The sequence below is a fragment of the Streptomyces sp. TLI_171 genome, assembly GCF_003610255.1.
GTDB lineage: Bacteria > Actinomycetota > Actinomycetes > Streptomycetales > Streptomycetaceae > Kitasatospora.
In genome coordinates this window covers 2,233,911-2,249,788 of sequence record NZ_RAPS01000001.1, presented here as the reverse complement: position 1 = coordinate 2,249,788, position 15,878 = coordinate 2,233,911, and the positions used below count along the sequence as shown (strand labels likewise).

Annotated in this window: 14 protein-coding genes; 2 read left to right on the top strand and 12 right to left on the bottom strand. The window is 73.3% G+C overall.

Features of this window, described 5'->3' with window-relative positions; genetic code table 11:
* Window positions 1–52 precede the first annotated feature (52 nt).
* The 3 genes from BX266_RS10220 to glnA all read right to left on the bottom strand — a co-directional run bounded on the left by BX266_RS10220 (window position 53) and on the right by glnA (window position 2,977).
* Window positions 53–499, bottom strand: coding sequence for a hypothetical protein (locus tag BX266_RS10220; RefSeq protein ID WP_143686897.1), 447 nt, complete (start codon window positions 497–499; stop codon window positions 53–55).
* Between the two features lie 161 nt (window positions 500–660).
* On the bottom strand, window positions 661–918 hold the full coding sequence (locus BX266_RS10215; RefSeq protein ID WP_099898648.1) for a hypothetical protein: 258 nt from the start codon (window positions 916–918) through the stop codon (window positions 661–663).
* A 646-nt stretch (window positions 919–1,564) separates the two neighbouring features.
* Complete coding sequence (gene glnA / locus BX266_RS10210; protein ID WP_099898646.1) at window positions 1,565–2,977, bottom strand: type I glutamate--ammonia ligase; 1,413 nt, start codon at window positions 2,975–2,977, stop codon at window positions 1,565–1,567.
* A gap of 323 nt (window positions 2,978–3,300) precedes the next feature.
* On the opposite strand from glnA, the gene BX266_RS10205 reads away from it, so the two are divergent.
* Entirely contained in the window at window positions 3,301–3,768 is a 468-nt protein-coding gene (locus BX266_RS10205; RefSeq protein WP_099898644.1) for an RDD family protein, read from the top strand.
* 142 nt (window positions 3,769–3,910) lie between these two features.
* On the opposite strand, the gene BX266_RS10200 is transcribed toward BX266_RS10205, so the two are convergent.
* The 7 genes from BX266_RS10200 to BX266_RS10175 all read right to left on the bottom strand — a co-directional run bounded on the left by BX266_RS10200 (window position 3,911) and on the right by BX266_RS10175 (window position 11,237).
* Window positions 3,911–4,600 (bottom strand): DUF4191 domain-containing protein, encoded by a 690-nt coding sequence (locus tag BX266_RS10200; protein ID WP_099898642.1) that lies wholly within the window; start codon window positions 4,598–4,600, stop codon window positions 3,911–3,913.
* Window positions 4,601–4,698: 98 nt separating this feature from the next.
* Complete coding sequence (locus BX266_RS38455; RefSeq protein WP_180290438.1) at window positions 4,699–4,851, bottom strand: hypothetical protein; 153 nt, start codon at window positions 4,849–4,851, stop codon at window positions 4,699–4,701.
* A gap of 168 nt (window positions 4,852–5,019) precedes the next feature.
* Window positions 5,020–5,976: a lipoyl synthase gene (locus tag BX266_RS10195; RefSeq protein ID WP_099898640.1), complete on the bottom strand. Its 957-nt coding sequence runs from the start codon at window positions 5,974–5,976 to the stop codon at window positions 5,020–5,022.
* 122 nt (window positions 5,977–6,098) lie between these two features.
* Window positions 6,099–6,899 (bottom strand): lipoyl(octanoyl) transferase LipB, encoded by an 801-nt coding sequence (gene lipB / locus BX266_RS10190; protein ID WP_099898638.1) that lies wholly within the window; start codon window positions 6,897–6,899, stop codon window positions 6,099–6,101.
* 98 nt (window positions 6,900–6,997) lie between these two features.
* On the bottom strand, window positions 6,998–8,890 hold the full coding sequence (locus BX266_RS10185) for a GAF domain-containing protein (RefSeq protein ID WP_099898636.1): 1,893 nt from the start codon (window positions 8,888–8,890) through the stop codon (window positions 6,998–7,000).
* Between the two features lie 137 nt (window positions 8,891–9,027).
* Window positions 9,028–10,407, bottom strand: a complete 1,380-nt coding sequence (locus BX266_RS10180) for an MFS transporter (protein ID WP_099898634.1) — start codon at window positions 10,405–10,407, stop codon at window positions 9,028–9,030.
* Window positions 10,408–10,463: 56 nt separating this feature from the next.
* The gene (locus BX266_RS10175; protein ID WP_099898632.1) at window positions 10,464–11,237 is read right to left on the bottom strand and encodes a 3-hydroxybutyrate dehydrogenase; all 774 of its coding nucleotides are present in this window, start codon (window positions 11,235–11,237) and stop codon (window positions 10,464–10,466) included.
* Between the two features lie 298 nt (window positions 11,238–11,535).
* On the opposite strand from BX266_RS10175, the gene BX266_RS10170 reads away from it, so the two are divergent.
* Window positions 11,536–13,137: a regulator gene (locus tag BX266_RS10170; protein ID WP_259464633.1), complete on the top strand. Its 1,602-nt coding sequence runs from the start codon at window positions 11,536–11,538 to the stop codon at window positions 13,135–13,137.
* A 61-nt stretch (window positions 13,138–13,198) separates the two neighbouring features.
* Here BX266_RS10170 and BX266_RS10165 read toward each other — a convergent pair whose 3' ends face one another.
* Both BX266_RS10165 and BX266_RS10160 read right to left on the bottom strand, forming a co-directional pair.
* Window positions 13,199–14,512: an FAD-dependent oxidoreductase gene (locus BX266_RS10165; protein ID WP_099898630.1), complete on the bottom strand. Its 1,314-nt coding sequence runs from the start codon at window positions 14,510–14,512 to the stop codon at window positions 13,199–13,201.
* Window positions 14,513–14,829: 317 nt separating this feature from the next.
* Entirely contained in the window at window positions 14,830–15,753 is a 924-nt protein-coding gene (locus BX266_RS10160) for a TIGR01777 family oxidoreductase (protein ID WP_180290437.1), read from the bottom strand.
* Window positions 15,754–15,878 lie beyond the last annotated feature (125 nt).

The following is a 15,878-nucleotide window of genomic DNA, read 5'->3' as shown; positions in this document are numbered from 1 at the left end:
CCGTGTCGAGCGGGGCGAGTGCGGTCGGTGGCTTTCCCGCTAGCAACTCCGCTTACTTGATGGCCAGTTCGATTGCGAAGGCGGTCTTGCGGCGGTCGGCGAGCTGACACCGTCCCCGCGGGGCGTTCGCCTCCAGGGGCAGGCCCTCGTCCCGCAGCAGCCGCAGCACGGTCGCCTGACAGACGCGGTGGCCGTCATGGCGGCACATCGCCTGTGCCTTGCGGTGGCCGCGGGCCGGGCGCGTGAGCACGTGCCCGCGGCGGTTACTCTCGCGGGTCTGGCGCGGCCACCGTCCTTCAGCTTGCGTGCCCTGGCGGGCGTGGGCCTGGTGGCGACGCCAGGACCGCTCTGGCATGCCAATGAACGGACAGAACCTTGCGGTCGGCACGCCTGCCTCGGTGCGGATCGCCTCGAAGGTCGTGGGAGGGCCAAGCCAGCCCTTTGCGGACTTCTCCCACACCCGCAGCTCGACTGCTGTCTCACCCAGCGCCTGGCTCAAGTCGTCTATCTGGGGCCCGAGTTGCTGTTTCCGAGCGCTGAGGTCGTGGGAGTCGCCCGCAGGGCAGGTGCGACCGTACGACTCTCCGGCCTGCCGCCGCGCAACGGTCGCCGACAAGGCCCGACAATGGGCTCCCGAGTGTCGACGACCGGCTCGCGAGGCTACGCCCGTTCGCAGTAGCCGAACCTGCTCCCCGGCTGGTGAGACTCCGGCAGGCCGGGCCGTTCCGGTGGTCCGCGACAGCGCCAGAGGCCGGAGATCCGGTGGTCGTGCTCCGAGGACCCCTCAAGCGGTCCGACTCGTTCATACGCCTCCCTGGTGCGCGGGTGGTCGCGGACGGCCAGCGCCCAGGCCGCTTCCAGCCGCAGCTCCGCCTCGTCCTCGTCCTCGTCCTCGTCGAGGAGCGTGAGGAAAGGCATCCAGGACGGGGGCGCTCCGGTCGTCGTAGCCGGAGAGGGACCGCCCGGCGCGGTGTCGGACCCCGAGGCTCTAGTCGCGGACCCGCAGGAGCAGTGCGGCCCCGACCGCCGGTTCGAGTTGCTTGTCGGGCGCGGACCCGAGGGAACCGTCAGGGTGGGAGCGGCTCGGACCTCGTTGGCATGAAGTCCTACGGCCTCCCCGAGACCGGCATCTGCGGCGACGCTGGCCTCTGCGACCGGCTCGAACCGCCCGGGAGCAGGACGACGGCTGCTGCGGAGCCCCCGTCGCGCCGCAGCTCAGCATCCTCGACGTTCCTCCGGTGAGCGGCTCCTGTTGGTTCGAGGACGGCTGCTGACCGTCGGTGAAGACATCCGGCGGGGTCGTGACCGAACTGCTCGTCCGGTCGTGGCCCCGCACCGCGCTGTCCGCCCAGTGGCTGGCCCAGACCAACCGGCTGGGAGCCGCGAGATGGCTACTGAGAGTGGCAGGATGGCGTACTGCCCAGCGCCGGCAAGGGCAAGAAGGCGTCAGCGCGAGACCCAGAGGTATGCAGCCCCTCTCTACGCGTTTCCGCAGGTCAGGACCCTGCCTGACCTGCGGAAACGGAGAGAGATCAACCTGCGTTCCCGCAGGTCGGGGGCTGTCCTACAGGTCGTAGTAGAGCTCGAACTCGTGCGGGTGCGGGCGCAGGGCGATCGGGGCGATCTCGGCGGTGCGCTTGTAGTCGATCCAGGTCTCGATCAGGTCGGTGGTGAAGACGCCGCCGGCCAGGAGGTACTCGTGGTCGGCCTCCAGGGCTTCGAGGACGGCGCTGAGGGAGGCGGGGACCTGCGGGACGGCGGCGTGCTCGTCGGGGGCCAGCTCGTAGAGGTCCTTGTCGACCGGCTCGAGCGGCTCGATCTTGTTCTTGATGCCGTCGAGGCCGGCCATCAGCATGGCGGAGAAGGCCAGGTAGGGGTTGGAGGCCGGGTCGGGGGCGCGGAACTCGATGCGCTTGGCCTTGGCGTTGGAGCCGGTGATCGGGATGCGGATCGCGGCGGACCGGTTGCGCTGCGAGTAGACCAGGTTGACCGGTGCCTCGAAGCCGGGGACCAGGCGGTGGTAGGAGTTCACCGAGGGGTTGGTGAAGGCGAGCAGCGACGGGGCGTGCTTGAGGATGCCGCCGATGTAGTAGCGGGCGGTGTCGGAGAGTCCCGCGTAGCCCTGCTCGTCGTAGAACAGCGGGGAGCCGGCGGTCCACAGCGACTGGTGCACGTGCATGCCGGAGCCGTTGTCGCCGAAGATCGGCTTGGGCATGAAGGTGGCGGTCTTGCCGGCCCGCCAGGCGACGTTCTTGATGATGTACTTGAACAGCATCAGGTCGTCGGCGGCGTGCAGCAGGGTGTTGAACTTGTAGTTGATCTCGGCCTGTCCGGCGGTGCCGACCTCGTGGTGCTGGCGCTCCACGGCGAGCCCGGCCTTGGCGAGTTCGAGGGACATCTCGGCGCGCAGGTCGGCGAAGTGGTCGACCGGCGGGACGGGGAAGTAGCCGCCCTTGTACTTGACCTTGTAGCCGCGCGCGTCGCCCTCCGCGGAGCCGCTGTTCCAGGCGCCCGCCACCGAGTCGATGTGGTAGTAGGACGCGTTGGCGGAGGTCTCGAAGCGCACCGAGTCGAAGACGTAGAACTCGGCCTCGGGCCCGAAGTAGGCGGTGTCCGCGATGCCGGAGGAGGCCAGGTAGGCCTCGGCCTTGCGGGCGACGTTGCGCGGGTCGCGGCTGTAGGCCTCGCCGGTGATCGGGTCCTGGATGAAGAAGTTGATGTTGAGGTGCTTCTCGGTGCGGAACGGGTCCAGCCGGGCGGTGGCCAGGTCCGGGACGAGGGCCATGTCGGACTCGTGGATGGCCTGGAAGCCGCGGATCGAGGAGCCGTCGAACATCAGGGTCTCGGACGGGTCGAAGGTGTCGGCCGGGACCGAGAAGTGCTGCAGCACGCCCGGCAGGTCGCAGAACCGGACGTCGACGAACTTGATGTCGTTGTCCGCGATGTACTGCTTCACCTCGTCGGCGTTGGTGAACATCCGTACTCCTCCTCGGCGTGCACGGTCTGAGTCTCCGTCAGGGGCGACAGGAGCCCCGGTGCAGGGGGCTCACGATAGGAACGGCGCGTTTCCGTCTCGTGACTCGCTTGTTTCCGACATGTTAACCGGGCTGTTCGGGTGGGCGGCAAAGCGGTACGGTTCCGGGCAAATTCCCACCCCCGTGGCCGGGGTGATCCGCAAATGGTCCAGACCACTTGTGGCAGTCGGCCGAACCGGGTTCACCCCGACGGAAGACCGGCCGGGCGCGCCCCGCCGGCGGGGCTGCCACCGGGCCCGCCCGTAAGCGCGGTTAGGGTGGATTCGTGGACACCAGAGAAGCACTCGGATCGTGGATCGACGGCCCGAAGGCGGCCGCCGAGAAGATGGGCGCCGACTTCGGCTACCGCGGCGAGCGCCTCGGCCTCCCGCAGTCCGGCCCCGGCTCGATGGCCGGCCCCGGCCGCCGGATCGGCGCCCTGTTCGTCGACGGCTGGCTGGTCAGCCTGGTCGCGTACGGCCTGCTGGCCCGCGGCGACCAGGGCTCCGCCAACCTGTGGACCACCCCGCTGTTCTACGCGGTCACGGTGCTGCTGCTCGCCACCACCGGCACCACCGTCGGCAAGCGCCTGTTCGGCCTGCGGGTGGTCCGGCTGGACGGCAGCCGCGCCACCATCCCGCAGGTCCTGCTGCGCACCCTGCTGCTCTGCCTGGTCGTCCCGGCCGCCGTCTGGGACCGCGACACCCGCGGCCTGCACGACAAGGCCGTCGGCACCGTCGAGGTCCGGATCTGACCCCGCCCCCGGAACCCACCGAGGAACCCCGGGCCACCTCCGAGGAACCCGGGGCCACCGAAGTCCCAGGACGATCGAACGGCCCCGCTCGCGGAGAAGGAATCTCGCGGGCGGGGCCGTGGTGTCGTACGGGGGGAGTGGGCTAGCGGGCGCCGCCGCCCTTGGGCATCCGGGCGCCCTTCGGCATCGGGCCCTTGGGGATCGGCGCCTTGGACAGCAGGTCGCCGAGCGCGCGCAGCCGGTCGTTGGTCTCGGTGACCTGGGCCGCGGTGATCGCCCGCGGCAGCCGCATCAGGTGGATCTGCAGCTTCTTGAGCGGGATCTCGCCCTCGCCGGTGCCGACCATGATGTCGTGCACCGGGATGTCGCCGACCACGCGGGACATCTTCCGCTTCTCGGACGCCAGCAGCGGCCGCACCCGGTTCGGGTTGCCCTCGCCGATCAGCGCGATGCCGGCCCGGCCGACCGCGCGGTAGACCGCGTCCTGGTTGCGGGTGACCGCCACCGGAGTCTGGTTCGCGCTCCACCCGCGACGGATGTTGCCCAGCACCGCCGCGACCGCGCCCGGCTGGCCCTCCATCTGCCCGAACGCGGCCCGCTCGGCACGCCGGCCGAACACGATCGCGACCGCCAGCACCGCCACCACGAAACCGAGGATGCCCAGGTAGACCGGGTGGTCCAGTGCGAAGCCGATGGCGAGGAACACGCCGAAGGTCAGCAGGCCGACGCCGGCGATGATCAGGCCGATCTTGGAGTCGACCTGCTTGGTCATGACATATGCCTGGCGGATCTGTGCGAGCCGCCCAGGGGTATCGGATTTTTGCCTCGCCATACCGCTCATGGTACGTGGCGGCGGTAGCGATCATCCAAGGCGGTGCCGGTTCGTGACCCTGGTCTTTCCCGGACACCGGTCCCGGGGCCGCCCGGGGTTCAGGCGCTGCGCCCGAACCCGGGCCCGGAGTGCTCGCGCTCGCCCGCCAGCCGGCGGTTCTCGCACACCGCCGCCCACGCGTTGCGGCGCGCGCCGCGGATCAACAGCAGGTGTTCGGCCCGCCGCAGTGCGGTTCGGATTCCGGTACGCATCAGCCACCAACTCCTCGACCCGGGTACCGCTCCAGCGTCCCGGACGCCCGTTACCGTACGGTGACCCGCTCGTCAATGCCACGTGAAACGTCGGCGGTTAGCCCGGACAGCCCCGGACACGTACGGGAGGGCGGGCCCGTCCGGACCCGCCCTCCGCGTGAGGGGAACTCAGACCGCGGCCTGCCGCTCGCGGTGCTCCAGCGCCTGCCGGTACAGCCGGCCGGCCCGGTACGAGGACCGCACCAGCGGACCGGACATCACCCCGGCGAAGCCCAGCTCCTCGGCCTCCTGCTGGAGCTCGACGAACTCCTGCGGCTTCACCCAGCGCTCCACCGGGTGGTGGCGCAGCGAGGGCCGCAAGTACTGGGTGATGGTGATCAGCTCGCAGCCGGCGTCCACCAGGTCGGCCAGCGCCTCGCTGACCTCCTCGCGGGTCTCGCCCATGCCCAGGATCAGGTTGGACTTGGTGACCAGCCCGGCCGCCCGGGCCTGGGTGATGACGTCCAGCGACCGCTCGTACCGGAACGCGGGGCGGATCCGCTTGAAGATCCGCGGCACCGTCTCGACGTTGTGCGCGAGCACCTCGGGGCGGGCGGAGAAGACCTCGGCGAGCTGCTCGGGGACGGCGTTGAAGTCCGGGATGAGCAGCTCGACACCGGTGCGCCCGGCCGCGCGGGCGGCGGTCATCGCGTGCACCTGACGAACGGTCTCGGCGTACAGCCACGAGCCGCCGTCCGCCAGGTCGTCGCGGGCGACGCCGGTGATGGTGGCGTAGTTCAGGTCCATGGTGACGATGGACTCGGCGACCCGGCGGGGCTCGTCCCGGTCGAACTCGGCGGGCTTGCCGGTGTCGATCTGACAGAAGTCGCAGCGACGGGTGCACTGGTCGCCGCCGATCAGGAAGGTCGCCTCGCGGTCTTCCCAGCACTCGAAGATGTTGGGGCAGCCCGCCTCCTGGCAGACCGTGTGCAGCCCCTCCTTCTTCACCAGGGACTGCAGGGCGTTGTACTCCGGCCCCATCTTCGCCCTGGTCTTGATCCACTCCGGCTTCCGCTCGATGGGGGTCTCGCTGTTGCGGACCTCCAGGCGGAGGAGCTTCCTGCCGTCGGGTGCGACAGCGGACACGTTCGACTCCTAGAACTAGACGGGGTACCACTCAGGGTACGCCTGCACTTCAACGGCCTCTGCCCGGCCCCGGGCTTGCCTTCGAAAGCCAACGCCCGGCGCGCCGCGCCGATTCCGCGCGATCAGTGGACGGCGACCGGCTCGGGCAGCTCGGCGAACACCTCGGCCAGCCTCCGCTCCACCGTCTCCACCGCGTCCGGCACGGTGAACGGCCGGGCCAGCTCGCCGCTCAGCGAGGCCACGCCGGCGTCCCGGATGCCGCACGGGACGATCTTGTCGAAGTACGTCATGTCGGGGTCGCAGTTCAGCGCGAAGCCGTGCATGGTCACCCCGCGGGCGACCCGGACGCCGATCGCGGCGAGCTTGCGGTCGTCGCCGCGCTGGCCCGCGTTCGACGGGGCGTACTCGGGGCCCGCCAGGCGCGGGTCGATGCCCAGCGGCAGGCCCATCCGCAGCGTCAGCTTCCCGATCTCCACCACCTGGGACGGATCCACCACCGCGCCGGGGATCTCCGCCCCCAGCTTCCACACCCCGCTGCGGCCCTCGATCCGGGTGGTCGCCACGCCGAACTCGGCGCAGGCCCGGATCAGCGCCTCCTCCAGCCGCCGCACGTACGCCACCACGTCGATCGGGTCCGGCAGCTTGACGATCGGGTAGCCCACCAGCTGCCCCGGCCCGTGCCAGGTGATCTCCCCGCCGCGGTTCACCTCGACCACCGGAGTGCCGTCCAGCGGCAGGTCCTCCGGGTTGGTGCGCTTCCCCATCGTGTACACCGGGTCGTGCTCCAGCAGCAGCACGGTGTCCGGGATCTCGTCCGCGACCCGCAGCGCGTGCAGCCGCTGCTGCTCCGCCCACGCCTCCGGGTACGGAACGGTCCGCTCGCCTATGCCCATTCGGACGAACCGCACGTTCTCGCTCACCACACGCTCCCTGCTGCCCGCTCGGCCCAACCTCGCCACTGTACGCCCGCGGCCGGCGACCGCCGACGGGCGCACAGCCGGGGCGGGCTCCGGCCGGTCGCTCAGTCGCCGGCCAGCAGCAGCAGGCGCAGGGCGAGTTGGAGTTCCAGGGCCCGTTCCGGCTGGTTCCAGTCGCGGCCGAGCAGCACCTCGACCCGGTCCAGCCGCTGCACCACCGTGTTCACGTGCACGTGGAGCTGGTCCTTGGCGCGGGTGAGGCTGCCGCCGCAGTCGAAGAAGGCCCGCAGGGTGCGGACCAGTTCGGTGCCGCGCTTGGCGTCGTAGTCGAGCAGCGGTCCGAGGGTGCCGCGGACGAAGCCCTCGACGTCGTGTCCGTCGCCGAGCAGGACGCCCAGGAAGCCGAGGTCGGCGGCGCACGCGCCGTCGCCGTCCCGGCCGAGCACCCGCAGCGCGCGCACGCACCGGACGCCCTCCGCGTACGCGGCGGCCAGCGCGACCGGTCCGCTCGCCGCCCGCCCGGTGCCGACGGTGACGGGGGCGCCGACCAGGTGCGCCAGGCGTTCGGCGGCCAGCGCGGCGACCGCGCCGTCCCCGGCGCCCTCGTGCGGGACCAGCAGCACCACGCCCTCCCCGAACTCGGCGCTGATGCCGCGCGATCCGAACAGGTAGCGGGCGGCCGCGCCGGCCAGCCGCTCCCGGGCGCCCGGGTCGGCGACCACGGCGACCAGGGCGAGGTGCGGCCGGTTCAGGTCGACGCCGACCCGGCGGCCGCGGGCGGCCAGCCCGGCGGGGTCGCGGTCGGGGGCGGTGAGCAGGTCGGCGAGCAGCTCGCCGCGGACCCGGTTCTCGGTCTCGGCGACGGAGCGGCGCAGCAGCAGGAGCAGGGCGGTGACGACGCTGGCCCGCTCGAACACCCGGCGGTCGGCGTCGTCCAGCTCGGGCCGGCCGTGCAGGACCAGGCTGCCCAGCAGTTCCTGCCCGGCGAGGACGGCGCACACCCACTCGGAGCCGTGCCGGACGGCGTGGCCCTCGACGCGGGACAGCGCAACGGCGTCCGACAGGCCGTCGGGGGCCGCGCCGGGGCCGGTCAGGGGGGCCGCCTCGGCGTCGTGGACGGAGGCTTCGCCGTCGAGCAGGGCGGCGACCTCGGCGGCGACGTCGGAGACCTCGGCGCCGCGCAGGACCAGGTCGGTGAGCCGGTCGTGGGCCTGCTCGGCGCGCTGGACGGCGGCGGAGTGGGCGCGGATGACGGCGTTGGCGTTGGCGAGTTCGGCGAGCGCGGCCCGGGTGTCGGCGAGCGACTTGGCGGTGTCCAGGGCGATCGCGGCGTGCGCGGCGAGGGTGCAGAGCAGCGCGACCTCGTCGGGGGAGAAGGCGCGGGGGGTGCGGTCGGCGGCGAACAGCACGCCGATCACGGTGCCGCCGAGCAGCAGCGGGACGCCGATGATGGCGACCAGGCCCTCGTCGAGGACGCCGGCGTCGATCTGGCCGGTGTGCCGGAAGCGCTCGTCGTCCCGGTAGTCGTGGGTGGCGTAGGGGCGGGCGGTCTGCGCGACCAGGCCGCCGAGGCCGTCGCCGAGGCTGAGCCGCAGCGTCTGGAAGAGCGGGGACACGGAGCCGTCGGTGACCCGCATGTAGGTGTCGCCGGCCTGCTCGTCGGGGAGCGTCAGGTAGGCGGTGTCGGTGCCGAGCAGCATCCGGGCGCGGCGGACGATGGCCTGCAGCACGGCGTTCAGGTCGCGGGAGGCGGCCAGGTCTCCGGCGGTGTCGAACAGGGCGGTCAACTCGGCCTCGCGGCGGCGGTGCTGACGCATCGTCCGATGGACGCGCAGGGCCTGCCAGGTGGCGTCGTCGATCTCGGTCAGGACCTGCGGGGGCGCGCCCTGCCGGCGGGCGTCGGCGAGCACCTCGCCGAAGTCCTCGGTGGCTGCGCCGGTGGCCAGCAGGTCGAGCAGTCTTCGCAGCGCCGGCGCGGCGGTGGTGTGGCGGTCCATTCGGCCTTCCCTGTCACTCGTGCCCCCCGTGGCCCCCGTGCTCCCCGGCCCGCCGCACGAACGGGCCGGGGCCGCGCCGCCGGGCGGGTGCCGTGGGGCACCTCCCGGCCGCGCGGCCCTGATCCTGCCGGAAGTGCTCAGACAGTAGCGCCCGGCTTCACGGAGTCCACCCGACCGTCCGCACCGGTTCCGTCCGGTTCGGCGCGGCCGGATTCGGCGAGGTCGGTGCCGCGGGTCTCCCGGGCGCACAGCACGGCGAACACGGTGATCACGGCGGCGAGGGCCACGTACACGGCGATCGGGGTTGAGCTGTCGTAGTCCTTGAGCAGCGCGGTGGCGATCAGCGGGGCGGGGGCGCCGGCCGCGACCGAGGAGAACTGGGCGCCGATGGAGGCTCCCGAGTAGCGGGTGCGGGTGGCGAACAGCTCGGAGAAGAACGCTGCCTGCGGGGCGTACATCATGCTGTGGAAGAACAGGCCGACGGTGATCGCGACCACCATCGAGGTGAAGTCCTTGGTGTCGACCATGCCGAAGAAGACGAAGGCCCAGACGCCGACCCCGACCGCGCCGACCAGGTAGACGGGCTTGCGGCCGATCCGGTCGGAGAGCGCCCCGAAGGCGGGGATGAGCGCGAACTGGATGGCGGAGCCGATCAGGACGGCGTTCAGCGCGGTCTGCTTGGGGAGGTGGGCGTGGCCGACGGCGTAGGCCAGCACGAAGGTGGTCATCACGTAGTACGAGATGTTCTCCGCCATGCGCGCGCCCATCGCCACCAGCACGTCCCGCCAGTGGTCGCGGAGAACCGTCACCAGCGGCGACTTCTCCCGCTCGGCGCGCTGCTCGGCGGCCGCCAGCGCGGCCTTGAACAGCGGCGACTCGTCGACCGCGAGGCGGATCCACAGGCCGACCATCACCAGCACCGCGGAGAGCAGGAACGGCACCCGCCAGCCCCAGTCCAGGAACGCCGCGTCGGACTGGAGGGTCGTCATCAGCGAGAGCACGCCCGCCGCCAGCAGGTTGCCGGCCGGGGCGCCGCCCTGCGGCCAGGACGCCCAGAAGCCGCGCCGCTTCGGGTCGCCGTGCTCGGAGACCAGCAGCACCGCGCCGCCCCACTCGCCGCCGAGCGCGAAGCCCTGCACCAGCCGCAGGGCGGTCAGCATGATCGGCGCGGCCACGCCGACCTGGTCGTACGTCGGGAGCAGGCCGATCAGGGTGGTCGCGCCGCCCATCAGCAGCAGGCTGAGCACCAGCAGTTTCTTGCGGCCGATCCGGTCGCCGAAGTGGCCGAACACCAGGGCGCCGAGCGGGCGGGCGGCGAAGCCGATGGCGTAGGTGAGGAAGGACAGCAGGGTGCCGGTCAGCGGGTCGGCCTTGGGGAAGAACACGTGCCCGAAGACCAGCGCCGCGGCCGAGCCGTACAGGAAGTAGTCGTACCACTCGACGGTGGTGCCGATCAGCGAGGCGGCGACCACCCTGGGCAGGGAGCCGGATCTCGCGACGTCGGGAGAGGCAGCCATGGGGGAATCCCTTGCAGATGGTGGGGGTGAGGGAGTTGCAGGACCTTATGGGGTTCTCAGTGGGCGGTCCAGCCGCCGTCCACCGGCAGGCTGGCGCCGGTGATGTAGGAGGCGCCGGGCGAGCACAGCCAGACGGCCAGCTGCGCGACCTCGTCCGGTTCGATCAGCCGCTTCACGGCGGTGCGGTCGAGCATGATCTGCTCCACCACCTCGTCCTCGGGGATGCCGTGCGCCAGCGCCTGCGCGGCGATCTGCTTCTCGACCAGCGCCGTGCGGACGTACGCCGGGTTGATGCAGTTGCTGGTCACCCCGTACGGGGCGCCCTCCAGGGCGACCGTCTTGCTCAGGCCCTCCAGGGCGTGCTTGGCGGTCACGTACGCGGACTTGAAGGCGCTGGCGCGCAGGCCGTGCACCGAGGAGATGTTCACCACCCGGCCCCAGCCCCGCTCGTACATGTGCGGCAGGGTGCGGCGCAGGATGCGGAACGGGGCCTCCACCATGACCCGCTGGATCAGCGTGAAGCGCTCCAGCGGGAACTCGTGCACCGGCGCGACGTGCTGCAGGCCCGCGTTGTTGACCACGATGTCCGCGTCGGCGGGCAGCGCCTCCACCGCGTCCGGGTCGGACAGGTCGGCGACGAGCGCGACCCCGCCGATCCGCTCCGCCAGCTCCTCGGCGGGCCGGGCGGCGAGGTCGACGACGTAGACGCGCGCACCCGCCGCGGCGAACGCCTCCGCGCAGGCCCGGCCGATCCCCGAGGCGGCCCCCGTGACCAGCGCGGTGCGGCCGTGCAGCGGGAGCTGGGGGCGCGGGGCAGAAGTGGTGTCCATGGCCGAGAACGGTAGGAATTACCGGCCCCGGCAACGATGTGGGCGGCCACCACAGCAGCCGCCCCGGGCATGGTGGCATCCGCCATGCGCCCGGATCGCGGACAGCGGCTCTCGAACTCAAACACGCCGGGCCCGCGCTTCCTCACAACGGGCGGGGATGGTTCACCCGTTCGGAGGACTGGGGGCTCGAATCCACCCATAGCGTCCCAATGCTCGCTACATTCGCGCCGATTCCCGATCAGGGGGCGCCGTCCCGGGCAGGAGGGGCCGGAACGGCGCCTGAGAGGTGTGGACTGCTATGCCCCAACGGCCAGTAATCGACAGCCCGGCGTACCGACCGCTCGACCCGCTCGACCCGCGCCCGACCGGAGCGGCCGAGACCCCTCCGCACGCCCCCGAGCAGGCCGAGGCCCCGCCCGCCGCCGGGCGCGCCCAGAACCCCCAACTCGCCGCACTCATCGAGGAGTCCGGCTTCTCGCACGCCGGCCTCGCCAGACGCGTCGACCAGCTGGGCCTGGAACACGGCCTCGACCTGCGCTACGACAAGACCTCGGTCACCCGCTGGCTGCGCGGCCAGCAGCCGCGCGGCGCCACCCCGGCGCTGATCGCCGAGGTCTTCACCCGCCGCCTCGGCCGCCGGCTCACCGCGCAGGACGTCGGCCTGGACGCCTGCGCCCCGGTCTACGCCGGACTCGAGTTCGCCGAGACCCCGCAGGAGGCCGTCGACATCGTCGCCTCCATGTGGCGCAAGGACAACGGCCCCTACGCCGAACTCCGCAAGATCGCCTTCACCCCCGCCGGCCTGGTCGTCCCCAGCCGCGACTGGCTGATCGGCCGCACCGACGAACGCGTCGCCCGCGACGGCAGCACCCTCACCCCCGAGGAGCTGCGCACGCCCCCGTCGGGCGCCCGGGTCCCCCCGCAGGCCCTGCGCCGCCCCGCCGGCGCGGCCGCCGAACCCGCACCGGAGGCCCGGGAGAGCCGGCCCCCCGTCCGGGTCGGCCGCGGCGACATCGCCGCCATCCGCGCCGTCGGAGACCTGTTCCGCGCCCTCGACCACGCCTACGGCGGCGGCCACGCCCGGCAGGCGCTGGTCCGGTACCTGGAGAGCGAGGCCGAGCCGATGCTCCGCGGCCGGTACGGCGAGCAGATCGGCCGGGCCCTGTTCGGCGCCGTCGCCGACCTGACCAGACTGGCCGGCTGGACGTCCTTCGACATCGCCGCGCACGGCCTGGCCCAGCGGTACTTCGTGCAGGCGCTGCGGCTCTCCCAGGCCGCCGGTGACCGCGTCCTCGGCGGGTTCATCCTCACCACCATGAGCCAGCAGGCCGTGCACCTCGGCCACGCCCGGGAGGCCATCCAACTGGCCCGGGTCGCCCAGCAGGGCGTCGGCACCACCGCCGCGCCCGTGGTGCAGGCGCTGATGCACGCCGCCGAGGCCCGCGGCCACGCCCTGGCCGCCGACGTCCGGGCCTGCACCACCGCCCTGGTGCGCTGCGAACGGGCCCTCGCCACCGCCCGCACCGCCGACGAAGTCCCCTCCTGGGCGCGGTACTTCGACGACGCCCAGCTCGCCGACGAGTTCGCCCACTGCTACCGCGACCTGCAGCAGTGGCGGCCCGCCGCCCAGCACGCCGAGAAGTCACTGCGGCTGCGCGCCCCCGCCTACGCCCGCAGCCGGATCCTCTGCCGGCTGGTGCTGGCCTCCGCGCGCCTCGGCATGGGCGACGTGGACGAGGCCTGCTCGATGGCCACCGACTCGCTGCGCGCGGCCGGCGAGATGCGCTCCGCCCGCACCGTCGAGTACCTGCGCGACTTCCACCGCCGGCTGGCCCCGTACCGCACCACCTCGGCGGCGCGCGCCTTCGAGGAGGCGTCCCGGCAGGCCGGGGTGATCTGACCGGCCACGGCCCCGGGGCCGCTGACCCGCCGACGGCGGGTCAGCGGCCCCGGACGGTCCGTCAGGCCGCGGCCTCGGTGATCTCCGCGTCGGTCAGGACGCCGAGGTCCTTCAGCACCGCCGCCGCGGCCCGCCGCCCCGACACCAGCGCACCCTGGACCGTCCCGGTGTCCCGGTGGTCGCCGCACACGTACAGCCCGGCGAGCAGCCGCACCGAGCGGCGGAAGTGGTGCGGCGGCGGCATCGAGACCACCGCGTCGGAGACGTGCCGCACCGTCAGGAACTCCCACCCGGTGGTGGAGGTGCCGTACAGCTCGGCCAGCCGGCGGCGCACCTGCGGTTCGTCGCCGGCCGGGCCGCCGGAGTCGAAGGCCCGGCGGCCGAGCACCGTGGTGGCGACCAGCGCCCGCCCGTCGGCGGCGTACGAGGGGTCGGCGTCGCTCAGCACCAGGGAGTGCGAGACTCCCGAGCGTTCGGCGTCCAGCAGCAGGACGGCCTCGCCCAGCGGGGAGCTCCCGGCCGCGTGGTAGTAGGTGGTGACGGGGTGGAAGCCGGGCTGCCGCAGGCCGGGCAGCAGGGTGGTGGCGGTCGCGGCGTCGGTGGCGACCACCACCGCGCGGGCCCGGACCCGGCCGTGCCCGGCGGTCTCCACCCCGTCCGTGCCGACGGCGGTCACCTCGACGCCCAACCGGACGGCGCCCTCGGGCAGCCGCGCGGCCAACTGCGCCGGGACCGCCCCGATCCCGGCCGCCGGGACGCAGAGCCTGCCCAGCGCGTACGCCCGCAGCACCAGGTCGGCGACCCGGCTGGAGGTGCCGAGCGCCGGGTCGGACAGCAGCGCCGCGAGCAGCGGGCGCAGGAACCCGTCCACCGTCCGGGTGGGCAGGCCCCGGTCGGCCAGCGCCCGGGCGGCGGTGGTCTCCGGCCTGGCCAGCAGCCGGGACGGCGGGGTGGCGGCCAGTCGCGACAGCGTGGCGGCCAGCCGCGCCTTGTCCAGGGGCGTGCCGAGCGGCCCGCGGGCGGCGGCCTGCCGGGCCGGGGTGAGCTGCGGATCGCCGACCCGGTAGCTGCGGCCCGCGCTGTACACCAGGACGCCGGGGGCGAGCGGGCGCAGCTCCAGCCGGTCGAGGTCGAGGCGGCGGGCGAGTTCGGGATAGGCGGTGTTCAGCAGGTGGCCGCCGTGGTCCAGCCGGAAGCCGTCGAGTTCGCGGGTCGCCATCCGGCCGCCCACCTGCTCGGTCGCCTCCAGGACCTGGACGTTCAGGCCCCGGGCGGTGAGCTCGGCGGCGGCCGTCAGGCCGGCGAGACCGGCGCCGACCACCACCGCGTCGGGGTCGGCGGTGTGGGCACGTGCGGTGAAGTCATGTGCGGGCACGAGTGGGTGCTCCCTCCCAGGTGGAGCCCTCCGCGTCCGCCGCGCGCGGCAGGGCCCGTGAACGGGTGGATGCCGGGGCGGGCAGCGGGGGCCCAGGACATGGTCCGCACTGGTGATGCCCCGTCATCCGCCGCTCCAGACCGCCGGGTGACAGTCAATCGGGTCATCCGACCGGGTCCGGCGACACAGCGGGACGGATCAGTCACCCACCGTGCGCCAAACGGGGCGCGCCGGGCGGGGACGGGCGCGCACCGTGACGGCCCACGCCCTGCGCGCCGCCAGGATGCACCCGTGCGCCCCCTGACGAACCGTCGGCCCTACCGGCGGCCCAGGGCCGCCGCGACGATCGCCGACACGTCCGCGTCCCGGAACTCGAACCCCGCCGCCAACAGGGCCGTCGGCACCACCCGGTGACTGCCCACCACCTCCACCGCCATCTCCCCGAGCACCGCGCGCAGCGCCCATTCCGGCACGGCGAACACCGCCGGGCGGCCCAGCTGCCGGGCCAGCTCCTCGGTCAACTCCCGGTTGGTGACCGGGGACGGGCCCGCCAGGTTGACCGGCCCGGACAGCTCCGGGTGATCGATCACGAACCGGAGCGCGGCCACCTCGTCGGCCAGCGAGATCAGGCTCCAGTACTGCCCGCCCCCGCCCAGCCGGCCGCCCAGCCCCAGCTTGAACAGCGGCAGCAGCCGCGCCCCGGCCCCGCCCGCCGGGTCGAGCACCAGCCCGGTCCGCGGGTGCACCACCCGGATCCCGGCGTCCGCGGCGGGCCGGGCCGCCGCCTCCCACTCCAGGCACACCTCGGCCAGGAAGTCGCTGCCGGTCGGCGCCGACTCGTCGACCAGCTGGTCCGCGGTCTGCCCGTAGATCCCCACCGCCGACGCGCTCACCAGCACCTTCGGCGGCTCCTCCAGCCGGGTCAGCGCCGCCACCAGCGTCTCCGTCCCGAGCACCCGGCTGTCCCGGATCTCCCGCCGGTACGCGTCCGTCCACCGCCGGTCCCCGACCCCCGCCCCGGCCAGGTGCACCACCGCGTCCACCCCCGCCAGCCCGGCCGCGTCGATCTGCATCAGGTACGGGTTCCACCCCACCCCGACCGTTCCGTCCGGCTGCGCCCCGGTCCGCGAGCGCTGCCGCACCAGCCGCACCACCTGATGCCCGTCTCCCTGCAGGGACCGCACCAGCGCCGACCCGATCAACCCCGTGGATCCCGTCACCGCAATTCGCATACCGGCCATCCTGTCAGCCCATCCCCACCGAATCCCGCCGCCCCGCCCTTCCGCTGAGCCCGTGTCAACCCCCACCCCCGGCAGGGCCGGTGTCGAGCCACACGCCGTCCGGACTTCGGGGGCCCGGGACTCGC

What these genes read in the sequence shown, in the direction of transcription:
- BX266_RS10185 (WP_099898636.1), bottom strand. Translation starts at nt 8,890, where the DNA reads ATGGACCGCCACACCACCGCCGCGCCGGCGCTGCGAAGACTGCTCGAC.
- BX266_RS10180 (WP_099898634.1), bottom strand. Translation starts at nt 10,407, where the DNA reads ATGGCTGCCTCTCCCGACGTCGCGAGATCCGGCTCCCTGCCCAGGGTG.
- glnA (WP_099898646.1), bottom strand. Translation starts at nt 2,977, where the DNA reads ATGTTCACCAACGCCGACGAGGTGAAGCAGTACATCGCGGACAACGAC.
- BX266_RS10200 (WP_099898642.1), bottom strand. Translation starts at nt 4,600, where the DNA reads ATGGCGAGGCAAAAATCCGATACCCCTGGGCGGCTCGCACAGATCCGC.
- BX266_RS10215 (WP_099898648.1), bottom strand. Translation starts at nt 918, where the DNA reads ATGCCTTTCCTCACGCTCCTCGACGAGGACGAGGACGAGGACGAGGCG.
- BX266_RS10160 (WP_180290437.1), bottom strand. Translation starts at nt 15,753, where the DNA reads ATGGCCGGTATGCGAATTGCGGTGACGGGATCCACGGGGTTGATCGGG.
- BX266_RS10170 (WP_259464633.1), top strand. Translation starts at nt 11,536, where the DNA reads ATGCCCCAACGGCCAGTAATCGACAGCCCGGCGTACCGACCGCTCGAC.
- BX266_RS38455 (WP_180290438.1), bottom strand. Translation starts at nt 4,851, where the DNA reads ATGCGTACCGGAATCCGAACCGCACTGCGGCGGGCCGAACACCTGCTG.
- BX266_RS10175 (WP_099898632.1), bottom strand. Translation starts at nt 11,237, where the DNA reads ATGGACACCACTTCTGCCCCGCGCCCCCAGCTCCCGCTGCACGGCCGC.